This is a genomic window from Pseudomonas sp. KH_050, from assembly GCF_057838875.1.
This window is the reverse complement of sequence record NZ_CM174478.1, coordinates 4337903-4359506: the sequence shown is the minus strand read 5'-3', so window position 1 is coordinate 4359506 and position 21604 is coordinate 4337903. Positions and strand designations below refer to the sequence as shown.

The following is a 21604-nucleotide window of genomic DNA, read 5'->3' as shown; positions in this document are numbered from 1 at the left end:
CTCTCCAGAGCCGCCAAAAGATCGCAGGCTGCGCCAGCTCCTACCACCCCCAAAACTGCAACCACCAACCATACCCCACCAGCCCATTAGCCAGTAACAGGCACCCACTGCCCGGCAGGCGCCGAGTCAGGGAAATCTCCTCACGACCCAGCAGCTTCCATCCCAACAGCAAACTCCAACCCATCGCCGCCATCAACAACAAAGCCCTTGCCGGCTGCACCCACTCCAGCAGCAAGCCCTCATAGCGCAGCAACTTCACGGTAGTCGCCGACAGCCCGAGAAACAGCCCGGCGCCGCCAAGGGGTGTGAGGCTCATTGCCAGGGTTGAATAGAGCGCCGGGTTTCCTGCCAGCCGAGCAGTCAGTCGCAACAGAACCAGCAAGGCCGTGCCCAGCAGTACCGAGCTCAAGCCCAGGTAGGCGACGATGCTGAAGCCGTCGAGCCAGCTGAAGCTGTCGTTGAGTTGCGGGTAGTGAGTGAGCAGCCACCAGGGGGCATTGTCTTGCAAGGGCCAGAGCAAATCCTGTTCGATCAGCCATACCGCGAGCTGTTGTTTGAGGGCGACGAACCAGGGGCTGACGGTCCACTGAAATCCCCCCATGGCCAGGCCGATCACGCCGAACAGCAGCAAGCGTGCATCCCAGACCGACAGCGTGCGTGCGCTGGACTGCAGAATTTCCTGGTTGCTGGAGCGGGCGATCAATTGCACCGCGCCGCGTTGTCCGCTGCAGCGTCCGCAGGCGTGGCAGTCGCTGGCGCCTTGCATGCGTCGGATATCGAGCAAGGGCGCGCAGTTGGGCGGTGGCAGTCTTGGTGCGGGATTTTCCAGCCAGCGTTGTTCATCCACCTGAAAATGCACCGGAGCCAGGCGGGCGAGCAGGGCGAAGACTCCGCTGACCGGGCACAGGTAGCGGCACCAGACCCGCTTGCCGCGGGCGAACAGCAGGCCGACGATGACTGCCGCGACCGTCGAGCCGCCCAGAATCAGCAGCGCGGCCTGGGCGTAGTCATAGACGCTGATCAACTGGCCGTAGAGAGTGGTCAGGCAGAACGCCAGGGTCGGCCAGCCGCCCCAACGCAGCCAGCGCGGAACGCCCAGGCCTTTGCCGTAGTGGCTGACCCATTCGCTCAGCGAACCTTCCGGGCATAGCACACCGCACCAGAGACGGCCGAACAGCACGATCGACAGCAGCACGAACGGCCACCAGACGCCCCAGAACAGAAACTGCGCGAGCAGGGTCAGGTTGTCGAGGATCCGTGCCTGGCTGTCCGGCAGTGGCAGCAGCGCCGGTAGCAACAACAGTAACCCGTAGACCAGCACCACCAGCCACTGCACGGCGCGAATCAGCGGCGCATGATGGCGCATCCCGTCGCCCAGGCGCTGCAACCAGAGGTTGCGCCGACTCAGCTCGGGCATGGGACTTTTTCCAGCGGACGCTGGCGCAACCAGCCGCCGATGATCAGCCAGTAACCGATCAACACCAGTAAGGTCGCAGCACTTGGGGTCGCTCGATAACCGGCAAAACCGGCGAGGAAACTCCCCAGGCCGTGGCTGTCGCTGAGCAACACGTTGCTGTCCCAAAGGGCTTCGCCAAACACGCGATAGACCATCTCCGGTACATCCAGGGCGAGCAGTTGCCCGCCGATGCGCTCGGTGCCGCTGACCAGCAGCGCCGCGCCGAGCATCAGCAGCAGGGCTTCGCTGAGGGCAAAAAACCTGGGCCATGAAATGAACCGGCGACTGCTCTGCAGCAGGTAGACGGTCAACCCCGCCAGCACCAGTCCTGCCAGCCCGCCAACGGTGAACAGACCCAGTTGCGGACCACGCAACTGAGCCCCGGCGCCATAGAGAAAGACCACGGTCTCGCTACCTTCACGGCTGACCGCGAGCATTGCCAGCAGCAACAGCCCGAGGCCGCCTTGCCGGGCCAGATGGCTGTCGGCGTGGCGCTGTAAATCCCGCTTTAAGGTCCGTGCGTGGTGGTGCATCCAGCCGACCATTTGCACGATCAGCAGGCTGGCAACCAGTGCCAGCGTAGCCTGGAACCATTCGCTGGCCGATCCGCTCATGGCCTCGCCGGCGAACAGAATCAGCACCGCCAGCAAACCCGACAACATCAACCCCAATACGACCCCGGCCCACAGGTATCGGAGCAGACGATTGCCCTGGCTTTGCTGGCTGACCCAGGCCTGGAGAATGCCGATCACCAGCAGCGCCTCGACGCTTTCGCGCCAGACGATGAACATTGATTGATTCATGGAAAGCTCCTTGATGGAAAGCTCCGTGGACGACCCGGTTATTTGGCGAGGATGCCGCCTTCGGGCAGTTGCAGATTGAACTCGTCAAAGAACGGGTAATGACCAGGTCGCAAGGGGTGAATGACGACGAAGGTGGTCACCCCCGGCGACAGGACTTTTTCTACCCGCAATGGCGTGCTCTCGAACTCTGCCGGCCCCTGACCAATGTTTTTCAGGACGATCTTGAAGCGTTGCCCGGCCGGAACCTCCAGTAATGCCGGGGTGAAGTGCCCGTCGCGCATGGTCAACTCATAGGTCGGCAATTGGGCATGGGCGGTCAATGGCGTTATCGTCCAGGCCAGCAGCAGCCAGGCAAGACGCCGGAGAGCACAGGCAAACCTTGACCGGCCGCGATGGGTCGACGGCGCATGGCTCATTCAATAGCCGCCTTTTTTACCGATGCCAGCGTAGATGAACTCGTAGTGCAGCTCACAGCGCTCGAACCACGGCGCGACACCGGTTTCCTTGTCGGTGTGGCGACCGAGGGAACCATGACCTCCTGGTGGCAGGACGCTGAAGGTCAGTTGATATTTACCGGGGCCGAGCAGCTTCACATTGTCGCCATAGTGCGGACCGTCATTGGCCACCATGGCATGGAAGTCGCCCTTGAGTTCGCTCTCGCTGCCCTGTTTCTTCAGGTTGAAAGAGACATTCAGGTAGGGCACGAAACTGCCTTCCTGAAAGCCCTGACGATTGTCCGCGGTAGCGCGGATGTCGGCTTCCAGATGAACGTCGGAATCCGCGGTGGCGCGCATCATGCCGGCAGGTGCCATCTCGATCGGCTGCAGATACACCGCCGCGACTTCCAGCCCCGGACACAATTGCGGCTCGCCAATCGGGTACTCCTTGGCCTGGGCCAAAGGAGCAAGCAACAGCACGGCGAGAGATAGCGAAAAGGTGGTACGCATGAGGTCTTCCTGGGCACTGACGAGTGAGGGCCCGAGTCTAGGAAGGTTTCTTGCGAATAATAATGATTATTGTCAATTTTTACGCAGATCGTCTGCCTGATCCGGGATTGGAGGACGATGCCGCCAGATCAAAAGATCGCAGCCTGCGGCAGCTCCTACGCGGGATTGCCGACACCCACGATAGTGCGGGGGTACACGGACGGCGTAGGAGCTGGCGCAGCCTGCGATCTGTTGGCGGTTCCGAAGAGTGCCCAAAAGCCAGATCAAAAGATCGCAGCCTGCGGCAGCTCCTACGCGGTTGCGCAGTTATTTTTCCTGGCCCTGACGCAATCGGGTGCTCACCAGTGCCGCCACTACCAGCAAGCCGGCGATCACCAGCAGACCATTGCGGGTGCTGCCGGTGGCCTGTTCGATCAGGCCCATCACTGACGGCCCGACAAATCCTCCGAGCAAGCCGCAGGTAGTGACGAACGCCAGGCCGCCGGCCAGGGCGGTGCCGCTCAGGCGACTGGAGGGGAAGACAAAGATGATCGACTGCACCACGAACAGCATCAGCGCGGTCATGGAAAAGCCGATCAGGCCGATGAATGAGTTGGCGAACGAGGCCAGCAGCAAGCCGGCGGACATGGTCAGCAGGCCGAAGAACAGAATCCCCCGGCAACGCTGGGGCGAGGTGGCCAGGCGCGGGAACGTGGCGGCGCCGATGGCGGCGGCGATCCAGGGTACCGAGGTCAGCAGGCCGATCTGCAGCGGCGACAATGCACCGTAGGTACCAATAATGCCGGGCAGGAAGAAGATCACTGTGTAGATGGTGATCTGATGCACGAAGTAGACGACGATCGCAAGCCAGATCTGCTTGTCGCGCAGCATCTGACTCAGCCGGCTTTGTTGTGGCGAGGCGGCTTTTTCGGCGCTCAGGCGCGCTTCGATTGCCCTCGCGTCGTCCTTCGAAAGCCAGGGCGCGGAGGAGGGGCCGTCGGGCAGTTTTTTCCACACCACATAGGCCAGTGCTACCGCCGGCAAGCCTTCGAGCACGAACAGCCACTGCCAGCCATGCCAGCCGAGCCAGCCATCGAGTTGCAACAGCGCGCCACCCAATGGGCCACTGAGAATATTCGCCAGGCACACCCCGAGCAGAAAGTAGCCGGTGGCCCGGGCGCGTTGTTCGCGGTTGAACCAGTAGGTCAGGTAGAGCATGACCCCGGGAAACAGACCGGCTTCGGCGACACCCAGCAACAGGCGCATGATGTAGAACGAGGTTTCGCCCTGGACGAAGGCCATGCCGGCGGAGAGCAGGCCCCAGGTGATCATGATGCGGGTGATCCAGAACCGCGCACCGACCTTCTGCATGATCAGGTTGCTCGGCACTTCGAACAACGCATAGGTCAGGAAGAACAATCCCGCGCCCAGGCCGTAGGCCGCGGCGGAAAGCCCGAGGTCAATGCCCATGCTGGCCTTGGCCAGGGCAATGTTGGTGCGGTCGAGGAAGCTCATCACATAGACCACTACCAGCAGTGGCATCAGTTTGCGCAGCAGCAGATTGGTCAGCCGGTTTTCATCGGCAAGGGCAGGGGCTTGAGCCACTGCGGCAGTATTTAGGATTGTCATTTTTATAGTCCTAATGCGGGCAGGTGCATCTGGCAGAAGAGGTCGGTGTGGGAAGGGCCGGGCGCCGTTTCCCACAAGGATCGAGTCGTACCTGAAACTCAGTTGCTCGGGGTTTGCTCCAGGTCCAGCCACACCGGGCCGTTAGGGTACTGATAGCGCTCCAGGGTTTCGGCGCTCATTTCAATGCTGTAGCCAGGACGCTGCGGTGGCATGTAGCGGCCGTTGCGGATCACCACCGGTTCGAGGAAGTGTTCGTGCAGGTGGTCGACGTATTCCAGCACGCGATTTTGCAGCGAGCCGGATACCGCGATGTAATCGAACAGCGAGATGTTCTGCACATACTCGCACAAGCCGACGCCGCCGCCATGGGGGCACACCGGCACCTCGAATTTGGCGGCCATCAGCAACACGATCAGCACTTCATTCAGACCACCCAGGCGCGCCGCGTCCAGTTGGCAGAAGTCCAGCGCCTTGGCCTGGAACATTTGCTTGAACATCACCCGGTTATGACAGTGCTCGCCGGTGGCGACGCCGATCGGGGCGATCCGCTGGCGAATGGTTGCGTGCCCGAGGATGTCGTCGGGGCTGGTCGGCTCTTCGATCCACCAAGGGTCGAATGCCGCCAGGCGACGCATGTTGGCCACCGATTCATCGACGCTCCAGACCTGGTTGGCGTCCATCATCAAGGTCCGCTCCCAGCCGATTTCTTCGCGCAGGATTGCCGCGCGGCGCAGGTCGTCTTCCAGATTGGCGCCGATTTTCTGCTTGAAGTGGGTCCAGCCATCGGCCACGGCCTCGCGGGCCAGGCGGCGCATTTTCTCTTCCGAATAACCCAGCCAGCCCGGGGCGGTGGTGTAGCCGGGATAACCCTCGCTCAGCATCCGGGCTTCCCGTTGCGCCTTGCCGGGAACCTGACGGCGCAGCAGGGCGATGGCCTCTTCGGGGGTGATGGCGTCGGTCACGTAGCTGAAGTCCAGGCACGCCACCAGTTGCTCGGGGGACATGTCTGCCAGCAGTTTCCACACCGGCTTGGCTTCGGCCTTGGCCCACAGGTCCCACACGGCGTTGACGATGGCGGCGGTGGCCAGATGAATCACGCCTTTTTCCGGGCCGAGCCAGCGCAACTGGCTGTCACCGGCGGTGAAGTTGTGCCAGAAGCCGCCCATGTCGGCGGTGATCTCTTCCAGGGTCAGGCCGACGATCAGCGGCGCCAGGGATTGCACGGCGGCGACGCAGATCTCATTGCCTCGGCCGATGGTGAAGGTCAGGCCATGGCCTTCCAGGCTTTGCGCCGAGTCGGTGTGCAGCACCACGTAGGACGCCGAATAGTCTGGCGCGCTGTTCATCGCGTCGGAGCCGTCGAGTGACCGGGAAGTAGGGAAACGGATGTCGCGAACGCTCAGGTGGGTAATTCGAATGCTCATGGAGGACTCTTTATTGTTGGTGACCACTTGGGAGTTCGACTGTAGGGTGGTCGGCGATATAGGCATAATCGTCGATTCGTATAGATGGATATCAAAATTGATATGTCAGACCAGCCAAAAGTCCCGCCCCTCACCAGCCCGGTTTCGCCGAAAACCTTCAGCCCGCTGAAGATCTCCAGTCGCCAGATTGCCCTGCTCAATGCCTTGGGTGAGTTTCGCAACCTGCGCCGCGCGGCGGCTGCAATGCACACCACCCAGCCAGCGGCGAGCCTGTTGCTGCAGCAACTGGAAGAGCGCCTCGACGCCAAGCTGTTCGAGCGCCTGCCGCGCGGCATGGAACCGACGCTGTACGGCGAGGTAATGATTCGCTACGCCCAGGGTGCGATTCATGAATTCGAGCACGCCGAAGCCCAGCTGGCGGAGCTGGCACGCGGTGCTTCGGGGCTGGTGCGCATCGGCACGGTGATGGGCCCGGTGCCGACTTTGTTGACCCGTGGCGTGCTGGCGTTCAAGGCGGATAACCCGAAAGTGCGGATCTGCATTGAAGTCGGCACTAGCGACACGCTGCTGCCGGCATTGATTCGCGGCGATTTCGACGTGGTGCTGGGACGCCTGCCGGACCAGATCGACAGCCAGGACCTGGATATTCAACTGTTCGAAAAGGGCGAGCAGATGCGCGTCATTGCGCGCCCGGGCCACGCGTTGGCGGCGGCCGGGAAACTCAGTCTGGCCGACCTGGTGCCGATGACCTGGATCCTCCATCCGATCGGCAGCCCGATGCGCCGGCGGGTGGAAAGCGCGCTGAAGGCCGGGGGCATGGTGCAAACCCTGGACATCGTCGAAACCGCCTCGATCCTGGCGACCACCTCGATGATCGAGGCCTCGGACATGATTGCCGTGGTCCCCAATGACGTGGCAGAGCATTACCTGCGCTATGGCATGGTCACCATCCTGCCCGTCGAGCTGCCCATTTCCATGGTCAACATCGGCTTGCTGACGCGCCAGTCGCGGCCCTTGTCGGCAGCCGTGAGCAAACTGCTGGGTTACCTCAAGGAGCACGGCAAGGGTTGAAAGGAGCCGCTGATATTGGCAGGACTCAGTCCTGCCCCAGCGGCTAGAATCGCTGCCATCTCCCCAAGGTTTTTTCCCCGATGCCCACGGACATTTCCTCTTCCGCGTTCTGCAGCTGGTTGCGGTTCAAGCATCTGGTGCTGATCGATACCCTGGCGCGCACGCGCAATATGCACACCACCGCGCAACTGATGAACCTCAGCCAGCCGGCGTTGAGCAAAATGTTGCGCGACCTCGAGGAACAGTTCGGTTTCGCGCTGTTCGAGCGCCTACCGCGCAGCATGCCGCCCACCGAACTGGGCGAGCACGTGGTGCGCTATGCCCAGGTCTCGTTGAACGATTCGCAGCGCTTCGTCGATCAGGTCAATCGGTTGCGCAAGGGCGGCCATGGTTTTCTGAAAGTCGGCGGGATTTTTGCCGCGACCTCGGTGGTGCTGCCCGAAGCCATCGCGCTGATCAAGAGCCGCAGCCCATTGTTGTCGATCGAAGTGGTCGAGCAGTCCAGCGATCATCTACTGGAAATGCTCGAGCAGAACAAACTCGACCTTATCATCGGCCGCTTCATCGACGAACGCTTCACCCTGCTCTTCGATTTCCAGCCATTGGGGCCGGAACCCTTTTGCCTGGTGGTCAATCACCGCCATCCCCTCAACACCCAGGGCCCGACACGACTCGAGGCCTTAGGTGACTGGCCGTGGATTCTCTATCCGGTCGGCACGCCGATTCGCGCGCGGATGGAGGCCGCCTTCAGTGCTGCCGGAATCCCGACGCCCGCCAATACTGTGGATACCACCTCCATGCCAATCTTCCTGCACTTGCTGCAGTCGGGGCCGATGATCGCCATGCTGCCCGAGTCGATGGTCCAGGGGCATATCCAGAACGGCCTGCTCAAGGTGCTCGACACGCCACTACAGCTGGCGCCTCTGGATTACGGAATCCTCACCCGCAAACACGAACGGCTCACCGGAGCGACCCGGGAGTTCGCCGATATCCTGCTGGAATTTGCCCGGCAGCGCCGCGACGGGGAAATCGTCTGAGCACAGCTTCCGGCTGATTCGATAACCCAGGGTTATCGGTCAATCGGAACCTTTCATTGGGAAATGCGCGGGTAGCTCCTTACAGTGATTACAGACCCGTTCGGTGCAGATCGAACCTGTAATAACAAGAACTTACCCGCCGGTACCGGACGTCTGTCAGCTCAGCGACCTGACGTCAGCACCGGGCATCACCGTCCCTGAGAGGTTCCATGGAACTGATTGCCAAAACCCCGGCCTACGACAGCAGTGCTGCCGTTATCCGCCTCAACCCCCTGGACAATGTGCTGATCGCCCGCCAGATGCTGCCCGAAGGTCTGCATCTTGAGCAGGAGCGGATCACCGTTCGGCAAACGATTCCTTCCGGGCACAAAGTCGCCACTGTGCGAGTCGAGAAGGGCCAGTCGTTGCGCCGCTACGGGCAGATCATCGGCTTCGCTTCGCAGACCATCGAGGTCGGCGAGCATGTGCACGTGCAGAACGTCGAAATGGGCGATTTCTCCCGTGACTATGCCTTCGGCGTCGATGCCCATCAGCTGCCGGCGACCGAGGCATTCTTCCAGGGCATCGTGCGGGCTGACGGGCGGGTCGCGACCCGTAATTATGTCGGGATCCTGACCTCGGTGAACTGTTCGGCCACCGTGGCCCGGGCGGTGGCCGATTACTTTCGGCGCGACATCCATCCCGAAGCGCTGGCGGCCTACCCGAATGTCGATGGGGTGGTGGCGTTGACCCACAGCGCCGGCTGCGCCGTGGACCCCAGCGGTGAAGCCCTGGGACTGTTGCGCCGGACCCTCGGTGGTTATGCGGTGCACCCTAATTTTGCCGCGGTGCTGATTATCGGCCTGGGCTGCGAAACCAATCAGATCGAGGATTTGCTCTCGACTCAGGGCCTGGTCAAAAGCGATCAGCTGCGGGCATTCACTATTCAGGGTATCGGTGGTACTTCGAAAACCATCGCCAGCGGCATCGAGCAAGTCAAAGGCCTGCTGGCCCAGGCTAACCAGGTGCAGCGCGAGCGAGTCAGTGCCCGGCACCTGATTGTCGGCCTGCAATGCGGTGGCTCCGATGGTTACTCGGGCATCACCGCCAACCCGGCGCTGGGCAATGCGGTGGACCGCCTGGTCGCCGCCGGTGGCAGCGCGATCCTTTCCGAAACCCCGGAAATCTACGGTGCCGAACATCTGTTGACCCGCCGCGCAGTCAGCCGCGCGGTGGGTGAAAAACTCATCGCCCGCATTCACTGGTGGGAAGCGTACTGCCAGCGAATGAACGCCGAGCTCAACAACAATCCATCCGCTGGCAACAAGGCCGGCGGCCTGACCACCATCCTCGAGAAGTCTCTGGGGGCAGTGGCCAAGGCCGGCTCCAGCAACCTGGTCGAAGTCTACGAATACGCCGAGGCAGTGCGGGCCAAAGGCCTGGTGTTCATGGACACCCCTGGCTACGACCCGGTATCGGCGACTGGCCAGGTCGCGGGTGGCGCCAACCTGATCGCCTTCACCACCGGGCGCGGTTCGGCCTACGGCTGCGCACCTGCGCCGTCGATCAAGCTGGCGACCAACAACCGGGTGTTCGAGCACCAGGAAGAAGACATGGATGTGAACTGCGGCGGTATCGCTGATGGCAGTACCAGCATCGAGGAGCGCGGCGCGCACATCTTCGAACTGATGCTGAGCATCGCTTCCGGCGAGCGCAGCAAGAGCGAGCGGCACGGTTATGGGCAGAACGAATTCGTGCCCTGGCAGATCGGCGCAGTGACCTGAACATCCCTTTTCGACGTTGACACCCATTCCCGAAACAGCAGCGCACCCCCTTGAACCACCGCCGGCCCCAGGCCCGGTGGCGCTGCTATCTGATGAGGCGAGAGATTCATATGAGCGTATCCGGACACAACTTTATCGGCGGTCAACGCAGCGCCAAAGGCGACACCCTGCTGCACAGCGTCGATGCCAGCACCGGCGAGCAATTGCCCGGAGCTTTTTACCAGGCAACCCTGGCCGAGGTGGACGCCGCGGTACTGGCGGCCGAGCAAGCTTATCCGCTGTTTCGCAACCTGCCGGCCAGCCGGCGCGCGGAGTTTCTCGAAGCGATCGCCGACGAGCTCGATGGACTGGGCGATGAACTGGTGGCGTTGACCTGTCGCGAAACCGCATTGCCGGCAGCGCGGATTCAGGGTGAGCGCGGTCGCACCAGCGGCCAGATGCGGCTGTTTGCCCAAGTGCTGCGTCGCGGTGATTTCTACGGCGCGCGGATCGATCAGGCACTGCCTGAACGCACACCTCTGCCACGTCCGGACCTGCGCCAGTACAAGATCGCGGTCGGCCCGGTGGCGGTGTTCGGCGCGAGTAATTTTCCGCTGGCATTCTCCACGGCCGGCGGCGATACCGCCTCCGCGCTGGCGGCCGGTTGCCCGGTGGTGTTCAAGGCCCACAGCGGGCATATGGCGACCGCCGAGCGTGTGGCCGCTGCGCTGATCCGTGCCGCGGAAAAAACCGCGATGCCGGCCGGGGTGTTCAATATGATCTTCGGCTCCGGTGTCGGTGAGGCACTGGTCAAACATCCGGGGATCCAGGCGGTGGGTTTCACCGGCTCGCTCAAGGGAGGACGAGCGCTGTGTGACATGGCTGCCGCCCGCCCACGACCGATTCCGGTGTTCGCCGAGATGTCGAGTATCAATCCGGTGATTGTCTTGCCCGAGGCGTTGCAAGCGCGCAGTGCGGCGATCGGTAAAGAGTTGAGCGCTTCGGTGGTCCAGGGCTGCGGCCAGTTCTGCACCAACCCGGGACTGATCCTGGGTATTCGCTCGCCGCAGATGGAGGGGTTTGTCGAACAGTTGCGCGGCCACATGGCCGAGCAACCCGCGCAAACCATGCTCAACGCCGGGACCTTGCGCAGTTACGGCAATGGCCTGAAGGCGCTGCTCGCCCATCCGGGTATCAAGCATTTGAGCGGCCAGCCACAACAGGGCAATCAGGCCCAGCCGCACTTGTTCGAGGCGGATGTCAGGCTGTTGCTGGAGCACGATCACCTGCTCCAGGAAGAAGTCTTCGGTCCGTGCTCCATCGTGGTCCTGGCCGCCGACAAGGATGAACTGCTGCAGGCGGTAGGCGCGCTGCAGGGCCAGCTCACCGCCACGCTGCTGGCTGAAGAAACGGACCTGACGGCATTTGCCGAACTGTTCGGGCTGCTGGAACAGCGGGTCGGCCGGGTGCTGCTCAACGGCTATCCGACGGGCGTCGAAGTCTGCGATGCGATGGTCCACGGCGGACCGTACCCGGCAACCTCCGACTCCCGGGGCACCTCGGTGGGGACCCTGGCGATCGAGCGTTTCCTGCGCCCGGTGTGTTACCAGAATGTTCCCGATGCGCACTTGCCAGACCCGCTGAAAAACGCCAACCCGCTGGGCATCGCCCGGTTGGTGGATGGTCAGAGCAGCACCCGGGCCCTGGATTGAGCAGTGGAAACGAAGCCGCATCCCTGCAGCTCGCGCCGCTCGCTCACTGAACCGCGACGTCCCGACTGACATCACCACACTGACACCCACAAAAGAGTGCTGAGATGAATAGTAAAACTGCTCTAACGGGCTCGCTGGACCTTGGCGTGAATGCTCATGTATTTGACACGGGGACCTGGGTCGGGCGCGTCTGGCTGCCTGAGCTCGGGCCGTCGGTGGTCCTGTTGAACAATGCTGCGGTGTACGACATCAGCGCCCAGGTGGCGACAGTGTCGGCGCTGCTGGAACTCGAGGATCCGGTGAGCTGGTTGCGCAGCCTGCCGCTGGCCGAGCCACTGATCGAGCTGCAAGCGCTGCTGCACAACAGCGACCCGGCGCAGCGCAATGCGCAACTGCCGTGGCTATTGGCGCCGATTGACCTGCAGGCGATCAAGGCCGCGGGCGTGACCTTTGCCGCGAGCATGCTCGAACGGGTGGTCGAAGAGCAGGCCAAGGGCGATCCGGCCAGGGCCGAGGCGATCCGCGACACCCTGGTCGCGCAGATTGGCGCCGATCTGTCGCAGATCGTTCCCGGCTCGGCACAAGCCCAGGCCCTGCGTGCGGTGCTGGTGGAGCAGGGGTTGTGGTCGCAGTACCTGGAAGTCGGGATTGGTCCGGATGCGGAGATCTTCACCAAGGCCCAACCGTTGTCGGCGGTGGGCCATGGTGCGGCAATCGGCATCCACCCCAAATCCAGCTGGAACAACCCGGAACCGGAAGTGGTGCTGGCGGTGTCGAGCACCGGCAGGATCCACGGCGCGATGCTCGGCAACGACGTCAACCTGCGGGACTTCGAAGGTCGCAGTGCGCTGCTGCTGTCCAAGGCCAAGGACAACAATGCCTCGACGGCGCTGGGGCCATTCCTGCGCTTGTTCGATGACAGCTTCAGCCTGGATGATGTGCGTCAGGCGCAAGTGGACTTACGGGTGACGGGCGAGGATGGCTTCGTGCTCGAAGGTCGCAGCTCCATGCGCCAGATCAGTCGCGATCCGGTCGACCTGGTGCAACAGACCCTCAACGACAATCACCAGTACCCCGACGGCCTGGTGCTGTTCCTTGGTACGCTGTTCGCCCCCAAACAGGATCGCGACCAACCCGGCGCCGGTTTCACCCATAAGCAGGGCGACATTGTCGCGATCAGCAACGACTACCTCGGCACACTGTGCAACCGGGTCACCACCAGTGACCAGGCGCCGGTCTGGGACTTCGGCGTGCGGGCATTGCTCGACAGCCTGAACCGTCGTGGATTGTTGCAGGTGGCGGTAACCGCCCGGCAGCTCTGAGGCTGAGGTTGTTCAGTGAATGCCAGTTGGATGAAGGGACGACGTCAGCCAATGATCAGTTTGCCGTTGAGGAAGATTTCCCGGCGTTCCTTGCGGCCGATTTTTTCGTGTTTGCAGGCCGTATAGAACTCCTCGAATTTTTCCTGATCGAGCGCCGGGAACGACTGCAGGGCCTGGTAGACCAGTGCGTCGTAGCACGATTCGGTGATGAATCGATAGATCTGCCGATAATAGAAAAAGCCGAACTGGAACCCCAGGGTCTCACTCGGGTATCGGGAGCGCTCAAAGAAGCAGTTTTCCAGGTCAATGGCCTTGGCCTGGCTGGTGTCCGCTTTTGACAGCATGATATTGGCGGCCCACAAATCCATGTGGGTGATGCGCTTGTGGTGTAGCGAGAGCATCAGCGCGAATGCACTGCGGATGAGGCTTTCAATACGATCGGGCTGCTCTTGCAGCCATTCCATCGCGTCAATGTGGTCCTCAAGCAACTGGGAAATGATGAAAAACTCTTCGGTTATCCCGAGCCGCGTCTTGCGATAGCCGAACCCTAGCAGCGAAGGCACCGGCGCACCGCGTCGCCAGGCTTCAAAACTATTGATCAGCTCTTCGACCGGCCAGTCGAACATGCCGTCGCTCTTGGGGTAGCCCCAGGTCACCCGGCATCTGGCCTTGAAGTCGTTGAGGGGTTGGGTCTTGACGAACAATGCCGCATCGGATGCCGGCAGGGCAGCGCTGACGCGTCTGGTCTGGCGGCCTTGATTGATCAGCCCCTGGAGCGCCTTGGTCATGCCTGGAGTGGGCGGATTCGTGAAATGAATCGTCGACCGCAGATGGCTGCTGGTGAAGGGGAAACTTTTGAGAAACTGATGTTTTTCGTGTCGCATTGATAGTCCTTTATCTCGGAAACCCATCAGGACAAGAAATTTAACATAATTTTCACTTAATTTTCACACCGTTCAGCGTTCTGCTGATGACTCTGTAATACCGTATTGACCTGTTTTTTGCGGATTGCCCGCCAAAAGATCGCAGGCTGCGCCAGCTCCTGCGCCGACCGGGTACACCCGCAATGCCGTGGGTGCCTGCAATCTCGTGTAGGAGCTGCCGCAGGCTGCGATCTGTTGATCTTTGCGATGGTGCTGCCCGCCAAAAGATCGCAGGCTGCGCCAGCTCCTACGCCGACCGGGTACACCCGCAATGCCGTGGGTGCCTGCAATCTCGTGTAGGAGCTGCCGCAGGCTGCGATCTGTTGATCTTTGCGATGGTGCTGCCCGCCAAAAGAGCGCAGGCTGCGCCAGCTCCTACGCCGACCGGGTACACCCGCAATGCCGTGGGTGCCTGCAATCTCGTGTAGGAGCTGCCGCAGGCTGCGATCTGTTGATCTTTGCGATGGTGCTGCCCGCCAAAAGATCGCAGGCTGCGCCAGCTCCTACACGCCAGCTCCTACACGCCAGCTCCCTACGCGCCAGCCACCGCTGCCTGGGTTTTGCCTGCCACGCTATAGGGGACTCGCGGAACACCCGACAGACGACTCTCCAGCACCTGACTCAAGGATTCCCCCGGCTTCAGGTAGGCATCGCCGAAATCCGCCCCCAGCAGGTTGGGGTGAGTGACCACCTCCAGCAGGCCGTCCGCCGGCGGGGCGGCGTTGCGCAGGTCGGCCGGGGTACAGACGTGGTCGGCGGTGGCGCCGGCGAGGCTGCGCAGACGCCGGTTGAGCAGGGTCTTGAACAGGCGCTTGCCGGTGCCGATATTGCCCCCCAGGTTGCGCGCCAGGCGCAGCGCCACGCCCTGCCTGGCGGCGAAGCGCGCGACGATTTCGCCGATGGGCCAGATATTATGTACGTGCTGGTGCGAATCCAGGTGACTGGGCTGCAGGCCGAACTCCAGACAGCGTTGCCATTGCGCTTCCAGCTCCTCCAGCACCGCCTGCCGGGCCTTGCGGCCAAGCCACAGGCTGTGGCGAGACAGGTCCAGATCAAATTCGCCGCTGGGGCTACAGAATGCCGGTTGTTCGAGAATCGCTTCGCTGAGCGGACGTCCATAGGTAAGGTTGAAGTGCAGGCCGATTCGCCCCTGCAGCAGGGGATGCCGGGCCATGGTGCAGGCGGCGACAAACGCCGGCATGTTGGCCATCGCCGTTGCGGAGCTGATCAAACCGGTCTGGAACGCCCGCAGGATCACCGCGTTCTCGTTCTCGCTGAGGCCGAAGTCGTCAGCGTTGACTATGACGTGCTGAGGCATTGTGACCCTCCAGAGGAAGTGGACTGGTAACGACAGGCTTGGCGGACGCCGCGCGTCTGGCCCGCAGCTTTTGCATGTGCGGTTTGAGCAGTATCCAAAGGCGCAGGGCGATGCCCAGGTAAAGCCCGCTGGGGCGCCAGGAGTAGAAACTCCAGCGCCAGTGTTCAAGTTGTCCGGTCATGCGTTCGTGCAGTTGGTGGCTGGAGTTCTCCAGGCTGACCCGTGACGCGTCGATCCATTCCCAGCCTTCGTCCAGGCCCCAGCGAACCCACTCATCGAGCAGCACCCGACCGCTGCCCAGATCGGCGAATTTCGGTAGAAATGCCAGGTTGTAGTCGTACAGCCGACCTTGCTCCAGCAGCCCGAGCCGGTAGCTGATGCAACGCCCGTCCAGTTCCAGCACCACCACACGCACCAGCCCCCGGGCGGCGAGGGCGGTGAAGGCCCGGTCCATCCATTCCCGACGCTGGGCATCGGAAAAGATCCCGACGCCTTCGTCGCCTTTCCAGCTGACGGCCTCGACTTCGCTGATGACTTGCAGCAATGGCCCCATGGTCGTGGCATCCGGCACCAGCCGTCGCACCACCGCACCACAGGTGGTGATGCGTTTTCGCGCTCGCCGCAGCTTGTAGCGCGGGTCGCCGGAAACTTCCTGGCGGTCGGCTTCAGTGATCTGGTGCACCGGTGCCCGGCAACTGAGGCGCTGCTCGCCGGTGGAACTCTGGCGTTTCCATTGTTTGAGGAGGCTGCCCCGAGCGTCAGGGTCAGTCAACTCATTGAGCTGCAACAGGGCGTGGGGCAGGTGGCGGCGGATCTGCCGAAGCGTTTGCCGCGCGCTGGCACCTTCCAGAGTGGCGAGCAGGGCGATGCGGTCGCTGAGGGGAAAGCCGAGGTGGCGCAGTACCCGCATCTGCATTCCGCCGAAGTATGCGCGGTACGCTACCAGGGGCAAGCACAGACACAGCTCCTCGGCCTGCCAGCCGAGCAACACATGCAACTGTTCGTCGGCATTCAGCGCCCCCTCGGCCGCGCACATCCAGGCCAGGGTGTTGAACGGTGTATGGCCCGCGACCCGTTTGCGCAAGGTTTCGTAGGCCGCGGTCGGAAAGTCTGTAGCGCGCAGCGAAGTGCGCCATTCGAAAGTTATAGTCATAGTAGTCAAGCCGCAGGTGTAGTGATGGCGGGCCGTTCGGGTTTGCGCAAGGCGTCCAGTCGCGAGCCGCTGTAGCGTGTCTCGCGATAGAAGCGCCAGCGCCCGAACAAACCATAGACATGCATGATCCGGCCTTGCTCCTGATACCCCATGCGCATATGCAATTTGAGGGCCGGGATGTTATGCGTCTCACAGACATCCACTACCTTGTTGCAGCCCTTCGCTTGCATGGTTTTCCACAGATCGAGTTGCAGATCCACCGACAAGGTCGTACCCCAGTAGGCGCGAATCAGCTCGCCGCCGAATTCGAAGAACTCGCCTTCCTCGACCAGGAACTGGCAGCCGTAATAATGGCGGTCATGGTAGTTACGGCTGCTGCCCCAGATAAAGGACACGGCATCGCCCTTGTCGTCCAGGTACATGTGCCCGGTGTGGCCTTCGACGGCCAGTTCGCGCATGGTTTCCACGCGATCGCCGAAGTGTTTGGCGAAGGCGCCGACATTTTCCGTGGTGATGGTTACCAGGCGCAGTGGCGGATAGGGCCTGAGTTTGTGCGGCGGCACCGGAGTGACCAGATCGCGTTCCATCCACAACAGTTCCCAATGGAAAAACACAAGGTGCTTCCACAGGGCATGAAGGGTGCTACGAAGGCCTTTTTTTTTGATTCGGTCATTGAGCTTCTGCATTGCACTCATGTTGCCTCCAGATAGGACTGGCTATGTGAGATGGCGTGATCGCCTGGATGCACAACGTGCAGCACGTCCGTGAGCGCATGCCGGGCAAGGCGTTGTCGGAGATAATCGGGCACCCTGGTCCCAGGGGGCATGTTCGGGCGATTCATGAGGTGCTCCAGGTCAGGGCGAACAAGGTTTCGCCGGGCACTTCGAAGCTGATGCGACCTTCCAGGCAGCGATACGTGGCGGTCCGGCTCTTGCTGTCGGCGCCGAAATACACCAGCGCGCCCGTTGACGTCGGGCACGCCGCTTCAGCGCCCTGCAGGTTGACCTGTTGCCGCCGCGTGCCCTTGTTGACACCCAGCAGGCTGCGTTGTTGATCGGTGGCCATGGCGAGGACGTCTACCTCGAAAGCGTCGTTCTCCAGGCGCAGGACCTTTTTCAGCCAGTGCCCGGCGATGAATTGCTGGGCCAGGCCCACGGGTTTGAGTTCGAAGTGATCGGGGCCCAGTACCCGCACCATGCCTTTGGGGTAGGGCATCTCGTCGTCGATCTGGAACCAGTTGAGCATGTCGAGCAGACCGTCCTGAGCCGAGTTGATCGCCACCGACGTCCACCACAACGAGGCGAAATGGGTTTCCTGATCGTATGGGCTGAGGCTTGAACCGCTGGACATATTGGTCTGGTCCAGTAGCAGCGCCTTGCGTGGTCGGCCCTGTGAGTCGAGGCCGACCAGCTCGGCGGCCCGGCGCACGCTGTCGCGGTAGACTCGGGTGGCCAGCAAATCGCGGATCATCCATTCGTGCCAGGCCAGGGCGTCGATCGTGTCGCCGGACTCGGCCAGCAGACGCCGCGCCCAGTCGATGCCGCGTCGATCGGCTGCATCTTCGGCAAAGGGGCCATTGATCAGTCGTGAACTGGCGGGCATGGCGATGCGCACGCCGGCTTTGTGGTTGTCGGGGTTACTCAGCACCTGGCGTGTCATGCTGTTGAAGATGCTCAGATAGCTGGCAAAGTCGGCGTAGTTGAGGTTCGGTTCATCTGCGAAGGCGATGTAGTGCACCCCTTTGCCACCCAGGGCGCGGGTTGCGGCGAGCCAGGCGTCAAGGCCGGCATTGCTGACGGCGTCGGCGCGCAGGTCAGCTTTTCGCCCGGACCCGGCGAGCAAGGTGATGTCCTGGGTGATCGCAAAGCGATCCTGGTACAGCCGCCGAAAGCGATCTTCGTAGTGCGGGTCCCGGTTCAGCAGGTCGACGGCACTGTAATAGGTGGCCGCCTGAGGCTTGAGTGCATCGAGAAACGGGTAGCTCGACTCCGGCGGCAATGCGTAAGGCAGGGCGCTTCCCAGATTCGGGGTCGGGCCCAGCACCTCAGGGTGCAGAGTGAGTCGGGTCTGGCCATCGTCCTGTCGCAACGGTTTGAGTTGCTGCGCCTGCTGGGCGAACAGGTTGGCCGTGCCGTCGAGCCAGAACGCTGCTTTGCCGCTGCCTTGCAGGCGCAGGCGCCAGACTTGTTCGACGTTGGCGCTCGGCAGTTCGACCTGATCGAATTGCCAGTAAGCACGATAGGGGTTGAGCGTCAGACGGATCTGCTTGCCATCGGACAGACGCTGCGCTTGCAGGACGCTGATGCCACCGTGGAATTTGCCGGCCAGAATTGCCTTTTCACCGGCAGCGACCTTGAAAAACAGCTCGTCACCGTCACGGGTTTCGGCGCTGAAGTGGACCTTGGCCGGGGCGAACAGGGCCACCGTGCGCGCATCGTGTTCAATGCGATAACGACGGAAACTGTAGCCCGGAATCTCCAGCCGATAGCTGGCGGCGCTCGGCGGCAATGGCCAACTCTGGTGACCGCTGATTTCACTGGCGCCGATCAGACGTTCGCCGCGCAACTGTCCCTGACCGTCCAGCAGGTACAGGCGTTCTTCGTTGGTGTCGGCCTGCCAGGCCGGTACCCAGCTGACGCTCAGGGTGTCGGTCTGATCCGGTTGCACATAGAGGCTGCCGTCTCGAATGTCGGCCCAGCGCATGGTCGCGGCGTGCGCACTCAGGTTCAGACCCAGAGCCAGGCCCAGATTCAACAGCAGCGCCAGGCGTTTCACGCGGACCTCCTGCGCAGCATTTCGCGCATCGGCAGCAGGTCGCTGGGCAAGATAATCAGGGTTTGCCACACGGACACGCCACTGAGCCGGCAATACAACACCAGCAAGGCCACGGTCACTGCCAGGTAGGCAATGGAGGAGGCCATCGCCGCACCGACGATGCCGTAGGCTGGAATCAACACCAGGTTCAATGCCAGGTTGAGCACCGCGCCCAGGCCCATCAACATCGAGATGCTGCCCGGGCGATTTTTCCCCAGCAGGTCAAGGCGCAGGATGCTGGCGTAGCACAGGCCCAGCAACCCCGGCAGCAGTGCCAGCAGCGCCGGGTAGGCCGGCTGATAGGCGACACCGAACAGGGTGATGATCAGCCATTCACCGATCAGCGCCATGCTCAGGCAGGCGCCGAGCATCACCGTGGCCGTCAATCGCAGTGCCAGTGGCGTCAGGCGTTCGATGCCTTCTTCCTGTTGCAGCAGGCGCTTCATCAAAGGCGTGGTGACGGCCTCGGGGACGATCAGCAGCAACTCGGCGGCGGCGCTGGCCATGGCGTAATGGCCCAGGGCGGTGCTGCCGAGGATGGCGCTGATGAACAGGTAGTCCGAGCGCAGGATCACCTGCTGGAACAGCAGATCAGGATGGCTCTTGGCGCTGTAGCGCAGCAGTTCCTGCTGGCTGCTGCGGTCCCAGCAGAGTTTTACTTCCTGGCTGCGGCTGAGCCAGAACCAGCCAGCCAGGACCACCAGGCTGATGCCCGCGAGCCAGCTGATCAGCGCCGCTTCCAGCGCTGCGTTTTGCCACATCCAGAACAGTGCGAGAAACAGCAGCAGTGGCGCCAGCGACTCGATCAGCCGCAGGGTATTGAAGGCCACCACTCCACCGGAAGCATTGTGCAGGGTCAGCAGACCGCTCTTGAGCACCGTCAGCGGCACCGCCAACAGCAGCAACCAGGCGAGCAATCCAAGCTGGGTGGTGACGTCCAGCATGGTGCCGAACTCACGTAGCAGGATGACGCTGATGAAGGTCAGCAGACCGGCGAGCAAGCAGCCGAACACCAGCACCTGGCTGAGCAGCAGGCCCATCGAGCGCTGTTGCGCTGCCTGGTAGCCGACCGCCGAATTCAGCCCGCCGCTGGTGGCGGCGCTGATCAGGTCCGGCAAGGTGCTGAGCAGGGCGAACAGGCCGCGTTCGCTGGGGCCGAGAATCCGTGCCAGCAACACGTTGCGCAGCAGGCGCAGGGCGATCATCGCCAGGCGCGTGCCCATGCTCAGCACCAGGTGACGCAGATAATGATTGCTGCTCATGGACGACCACCCTGGCTGATGCGCCAGGCGAGCAGCGAAGGGCGGCTGGCATTGCGCTGGCTGACGCCGATGCGTGGCAGTGCCAGCGGGTCGCCATTGCCACGATAGATCCCGGCGCTGGTGCCCAGGGCAAAGGCGTAGCGGTGCGCGGCAAGGCGTTGGCGGACGCGCTGATCATGATCGCCATTGGGGTAGCAATAGACCGGCAGCGGTAGTTGGCAGCCTCGCTGTAGCGCGTCGTGGCTGCGGCTCAGTTCTTCGTCAAGACGGGTGTCGTCGAGCCCGGTGAGGATCGAGTGGCTGGCGCCGTGGGGACCGAAGCTGATCAGTCCGGAGCGTTCCAGGGTGCGCACTTGCTGCCAGTCCAGTGCTTGCGGCAGTGACTCGGTCGGGCAAGTGTCGGTGAGGTTGTTGAGGTCCTGCGGCGCCAGGCTTTTCAGGCTTTGCAGATAGTTGGCCAGGGCCAGACTGCGTTGCCGTTCGTTGGCTCCACCGAGGAACGCCGCGGGTAATGGCCTGCCGATGCGTTGCAGGTGTTGGATCAGTCGCTGACGAGCGTCGCTGCCATGGCTGCCCCAGAGTGTTTCACCCAGGCTTTCCCACCAGAAGCGCTGGCGGCTGCCAATGAAGTCGGTGGAGAGGAAAATACTCGCCGGCACCCGATGCTGCACCAGCAGCGGAAAGGCATTCAGTGCGTTGTCACGCCAGCCGTCGTCGAAGGTCAGGGCGACTTTCGGCCGCGCCGAGGCGTTCGCAGGGGTCTTGGCGTGCAGCAGGTCCATCAGCGTCACGCAATCGAAATGGCGCTTGAGCCACTTCAGCAGTTGTTCAAAGGCGTGCGGGCCGACGCACAGCTCATTGCGATGGGGCAACTCGGCGCTGCGGTCGTCGGCGAGCACCCGATGCAGCATCAGGATCACTCCGGCGCCACGCAGCTGGCTGCGTCCCAGCGGCGAGTTGAGGTACAGCCAGCCACTGGTGCGCTTGAACATTTGCTTGATCGGCATGGGAC

18 protein-coding genes are annotated in these 21604 nt (G+C 62.4%); 5 read left to right on the top strand and 13 right to left on the bottom strand.

The window, feature by feature from the left end; genetic code table 11:
- Positions 1-40 precede the first annotated feature (40 nt).
- The 6 genes from AC3IUA_RS19825 to AC3IUA_RS19800 all read right to left on the bottom strand — a co-directional run bounded on the left by AC3IUA_RS19825 (position 41) and on the right by AC3IUA_RS19800 (position 6238).
- Complete coding sequence (locus AC3IUA_RS19825) at positions 41-1417, bottom strand: 4Fe-4S binding protein (protein WP_489356542.1); 1377 nt, start codon at positions 1415-1417, stop codon at positions 41-43.
- Positions 1405-2259: an FTR1 family iron permease gene (locus tag AC3IUA_RS19820; RefSeq protein ID WP_489356540.1), complete on the bottom strand. Its 855-nt coding sequence runs from the start codon at positions 2257-2259 to the stop codon at positions 1405-1407. The genes AC3IUA_RS19825 and AC3IUA_RS19820 overlap by 13 nt, the downstream gene beginning before the upstream one ends.
- Positions 2260-2297: 38 nt before the next feature.
- Positions 2298-2675: a cupredoxin domain-containing protein gene (locus AC3IUA_RS19815; RefSeq protein ID WP_489356538.1), complete on the bottom strand. Its 378-nt coding sequence runs from the start codon at positions 2673-2675 to the stop codon at positions 2298-2300.
- Positions 2676-3206 (bottom strand): iron transporter, encoded by a 531-nt coding sequence (locus AC3IUA_RS19810; RefSeq protein ID WP_489356536.1) that lies wholly within the window; start codon positions 3204-3206, stop codon positions 2676-2678. It abuts the gene before it with no gap.
- Positions 3207-3512: 306 nt separating this feature from the next.
- Entirely contained in the window at positions 3513-4814 is a 1302-nt protein-coding gene (locus AC3IUA_RS19805) for an MFS transporter (protein WP_489356534.1), read from the bottom strand.
- A 98-nt stretch (positions 4815-4912) separates the two neighbouring features.
- Positions 4913-6238 carry an L-fuconate dehydratase gene (locus AC3IUA_RS19800; RefSeq protein WP_489356532.1) on the bottom strand — a complete coding sequence of 442 codons (1326 nt, stop codon included), beginning with the start codon at positions 6236-6238 and terminating at the stop codon, positions 4913-4915.
- An 84-nt stretch (positions 6239-6322) separates the two neighbouring features.
- Between AC3IUA_RS19800 and AC3IUA_RS19795 the strand changes: the two genes are divergently transcribed.
- From AC3IUA_RS19795 to AC3IUA_RS19775, 5 genes are all read left to right on the top strand, one after another.
- Positions 6323-7309: a LysR family transcriptional regulator gene (locus AC3IUA_RS19795; RefSeq protein ID WP_489356530.1), complete on the top strand. Its 987-nt coding sequence runs from the start codon at positions 6323-6325 to the stop codon at positions 7307-7309.
- 80 nt (positions 7310-7389) lie between these two features.
- A complete protein-coding gene (locus AC3IUA_RS19790; RefSeq protein WP_489356528.1) occupies positions 7390-8346 on the top strand; it encodes a LysR family transcriptional regulator in 957 nt (318 codons plus the stop codon).
- A 209-nt stretch (positions 8347-8555) separates the two neighbouring features.
- Positions 8556-10109: a UxaA family hydrolase gene (locus AC3IUA_RS19785; RefSeq protein ID WP_489356526.1), complete on the top strand. Its 1554-nt coding sequence runs from the start codon at positions 8556-8558 to the stop codon at positions 10107-10109.
- Positions 10110-10219: 110 nt separating this feature from the next.
- A complete protein-coding gene (locus AC3IUA_RS19780; RefSeq protein WP_489356524.1) occupies positions 10220-11800 on the top strand; it encodes an aldehyde dehydrogenase (NADP(+)) in 1581 nt (526 codons plus the stop codon).
- Positions 11801-11904: 104 nt separating this feature from the next.
- The gene (locus AC3IUA_RS19775; RefSeq protein WP_489356522.1) at positions 11905-13122 is read left to right on the top strand and encodes a fumarylacetoacetate hydrolase family protein; all 1218 of its coding nucleotides are present in this window, start codon (positions 11905-11907) and stop codon (positions 13120-13122) included.
- Positions 13123-13166: 44 nt separating this feature from the next.
- On the opposite strand, the gene AC3IUA_RS19770 is transcribed toward AC3IUA_RS19775, so the two are convergent.
- The 7 genes from AC3IUA_RS19770 to AC3IUA_RS19740 form a co-directional block, all read right to left on the bottom strand.
- Positions 13167-14006, bottom strand: a complete 840-nt coding sequence (locus AC3IUA_RS19770) for a lipopolysaccharide kinase InaA family protein (protein ID WP_489356520.1) — start codon at positions 14004-14006, stop codon at positions 13167-13169.
- A 571-nt stretch (positions 14007-14577) separates the two neighbouring features.
- On the bottom strand, positions 14578-15363 hold the full coding sequence (locus AC3IUA_RS19765; RefSeq protein ID WP_489356518.1) for a carbohydrate deacetylase: 786 nt from the start codon (positions 15361-15363) through the stop codon (positions 14578-14580).
- Positions 15335-16516, bottom strand: a complete 1182-nt coding sequence (locus tag AC3IUA_RS19760) for a GNAT family N-acetyltransferase (RefSeq protein WP_489356516.1) — start codon at positions 16514-16516, stop codon at positions 15335-15337. The genes AC3IUA_RS19765 and AC3IUA_RS19760 overlap by 29 nt, the downstream gene beginning before the upstream one ends.
- A 5-nt stretch (positions 16517-16521) precedes the next feature.
- On the bottom strand, positions 16522-17211 hold the full coding sequence (locus AC3IUA_RS19755) for an N-acetyltransferase (RefSeq protein WP_489356514.1): 690 nt from the start codon (positions 17209-17211) through the stop codon (positions 16522-16524).
- Between the two features lie 142 nt (positions 17212-17353).
- Positions 17354-19291, bottom strand: coding sequence for a hypothetical protein (locus AC3IUA_RS19750; RefSeq protein WP_489356512.1), 1938 nt, complete (start codon positions 19289-19291; stop codon positions 17354-17356).
- The gene (locus tag AC3IUA_RS19745; protein WP_489356510.1) at positions 19288-20592 is read right to left on the bottom strand and encodes a lipopolysaccharide biosynthesis protein; all 1305 of its coding nucleotides are present in this window, start codon (positions 20590-20592) and stop codon (positions 19288-19290) included. Before AC3IUA_RS19745 ends, AC3IUA_RS19750 begins: the two co-directional genes overlap by 4 nt.
- The gene (locus tag AC3IUA_RS19740) at positions 20589-21599 is read right to left on the bottom strand and encodes a polysaccharide deacetylase family protein (RefSeq protein WP_489356508.1); all 1011 of its coding nucleotides are present in this window, start codon (positions 21597-21599) and stop codon (positions 20589-20591) included. Before AC3IUA_RS19740 ends, AC3IUA_RS19745 begins: the two co-directional genes overlap by 4 nt.
- Between the last annotated feature and the right edge of the window lie 5 nt (positions 21600-21604).

What these genes read in the sequence shown, in the direction of transcription:
- AC3IUA_RS19740 (WP_489356508.1), bottom strand. Translation starts at nt 21,599, where the DNA reads ATGCCGATCAAGCAAATGTTCAAGCGCACCAGTGGCTGGCTGTACCTC.
- AC3IUA_RS19755 (WP_489356514.1), bottom strand. Translation starts at nt 17,211, where the DNA reads ATGAGTGCAATGCAGAAGCTCAATGACCGAATCAAAAAAAAAGGCCTT.
- AC3IUA_RS19780 (WP_489356524.1), top strand. Translation starts at nt 10,220, where the DNA reads ATGAGCGTATCCGGACACAACTTTATCGGCGGTCAACGCAGCGCCAAA.
- AC3IUA_RS19825 (WP_489356542.1), bottom strand. Translation starts at nt 1,417, where the DNA reads ATGCCCGAGCTGAGTCGGCGCAACCTCTGGTTGCAGCGCCTGGGCGAC.
- AC3IUA_RS19795 (WP_489356530.1), top strand. Translation starts at nt 6,323, where the DNA reads ATGGATATCAAAATTGATATGTCAGACCAGCCAAAAGTCCCGCCCCTC.
- AC3IUA_RS19810 (WP_489356536.1), bottom strand. Translation starts at nt 3,206, where the DNA reads ATGCGTACCACCTTTTCGCTATCTCTCGCCGTGCTGTTGCTTGCTCCT.
- AC3IUA_RS19745 (WP_489356510.1), bottom strand. Translation starts at nt 20,592, where the DNA reads ATGAGCAGCAATCATTATCTGCGTCACCTGGTGCTGAGCATGGGCACG.
- AC3IUA_RS19770 (WP_489356520.1), bottom strand. Translation starts at nt 14,006, where the DNA reads ATGCGACACGAAAAACATCAGTTTCTCAAAAGTTTCCCCTTCACCAGC.
- AC3IUA_RS19775 (WP_489356522.1), top strand. Translation starts at nt 11,905, where the DNA reads ATGAATAGTAAAACTGCTCTAACGGGCTCGCTGGACCTTGGCGTGAAT.
- AC3IUA_RS19820 (WP_489356540.1), bottom strand. Translation starts at nt 2,259, where the DNA reads ATGAATCAATCAATGTTCATCGTCTGGCGCGAAAGCGTCGAGGCGCTG.
- AC3IUA_RS19785 (WP_489356526.1), top strand. Translation starts at nt 8,556, where the DNA reads ATGGAACTGATTGCCAAAACCCCGGCCTACGACAGCAGTGCTGCCGTT.
- AC3IUA_RS19760 (WP_489356516.1), bottom strand. Translation starts at nt 16,516, where the DNA reads ATGACTATAACTTTCGAATGGCGCACTTCGCTGCGCGCTACAGACTTT.
- AC3IUA_RS19800 (WP_489356532.1), bottom strand. Translation starts at nt 6,238, where the DNA reads ATGAGCATTCGAATTACCCACCTGAGCGTTCGCGACATCCGTTTCCCT.
- AC3IUA_RS19815 (WP_489356538.1), bottom strand. Translation starts at nt 2,675, where the DNA reads ATGAGCCATGCGCCGTCGACCCATCGCGGCCGGTCAAGGTTTGCCTGT.
- AC3IUA_RS19765 (WP_489356518.1), bottom strand. Translation starts at nt 15,363, where the DNA reads ATGCCTCAGCACGTCATAGTCAACGCTGACGACTTCGGCCTCAGCGAG.
- AC3IUA_RS19790 (WP_489356528.1), top strand. Translation starts at nt 7,390, where the DNA reads ATGCCCACGGACATTTCCTCTTCCGCGTTCTGCAGCTGGTTGCGGTTC.
- AC3IUA_RS19805 (WP_489356534.1), bottom strand. Translation starts at nt 4,814, where the DNA reads ATGACAATCCTAAATACTGCCGCAGTGGCTCAAGCCCCTGCCCTTGCC.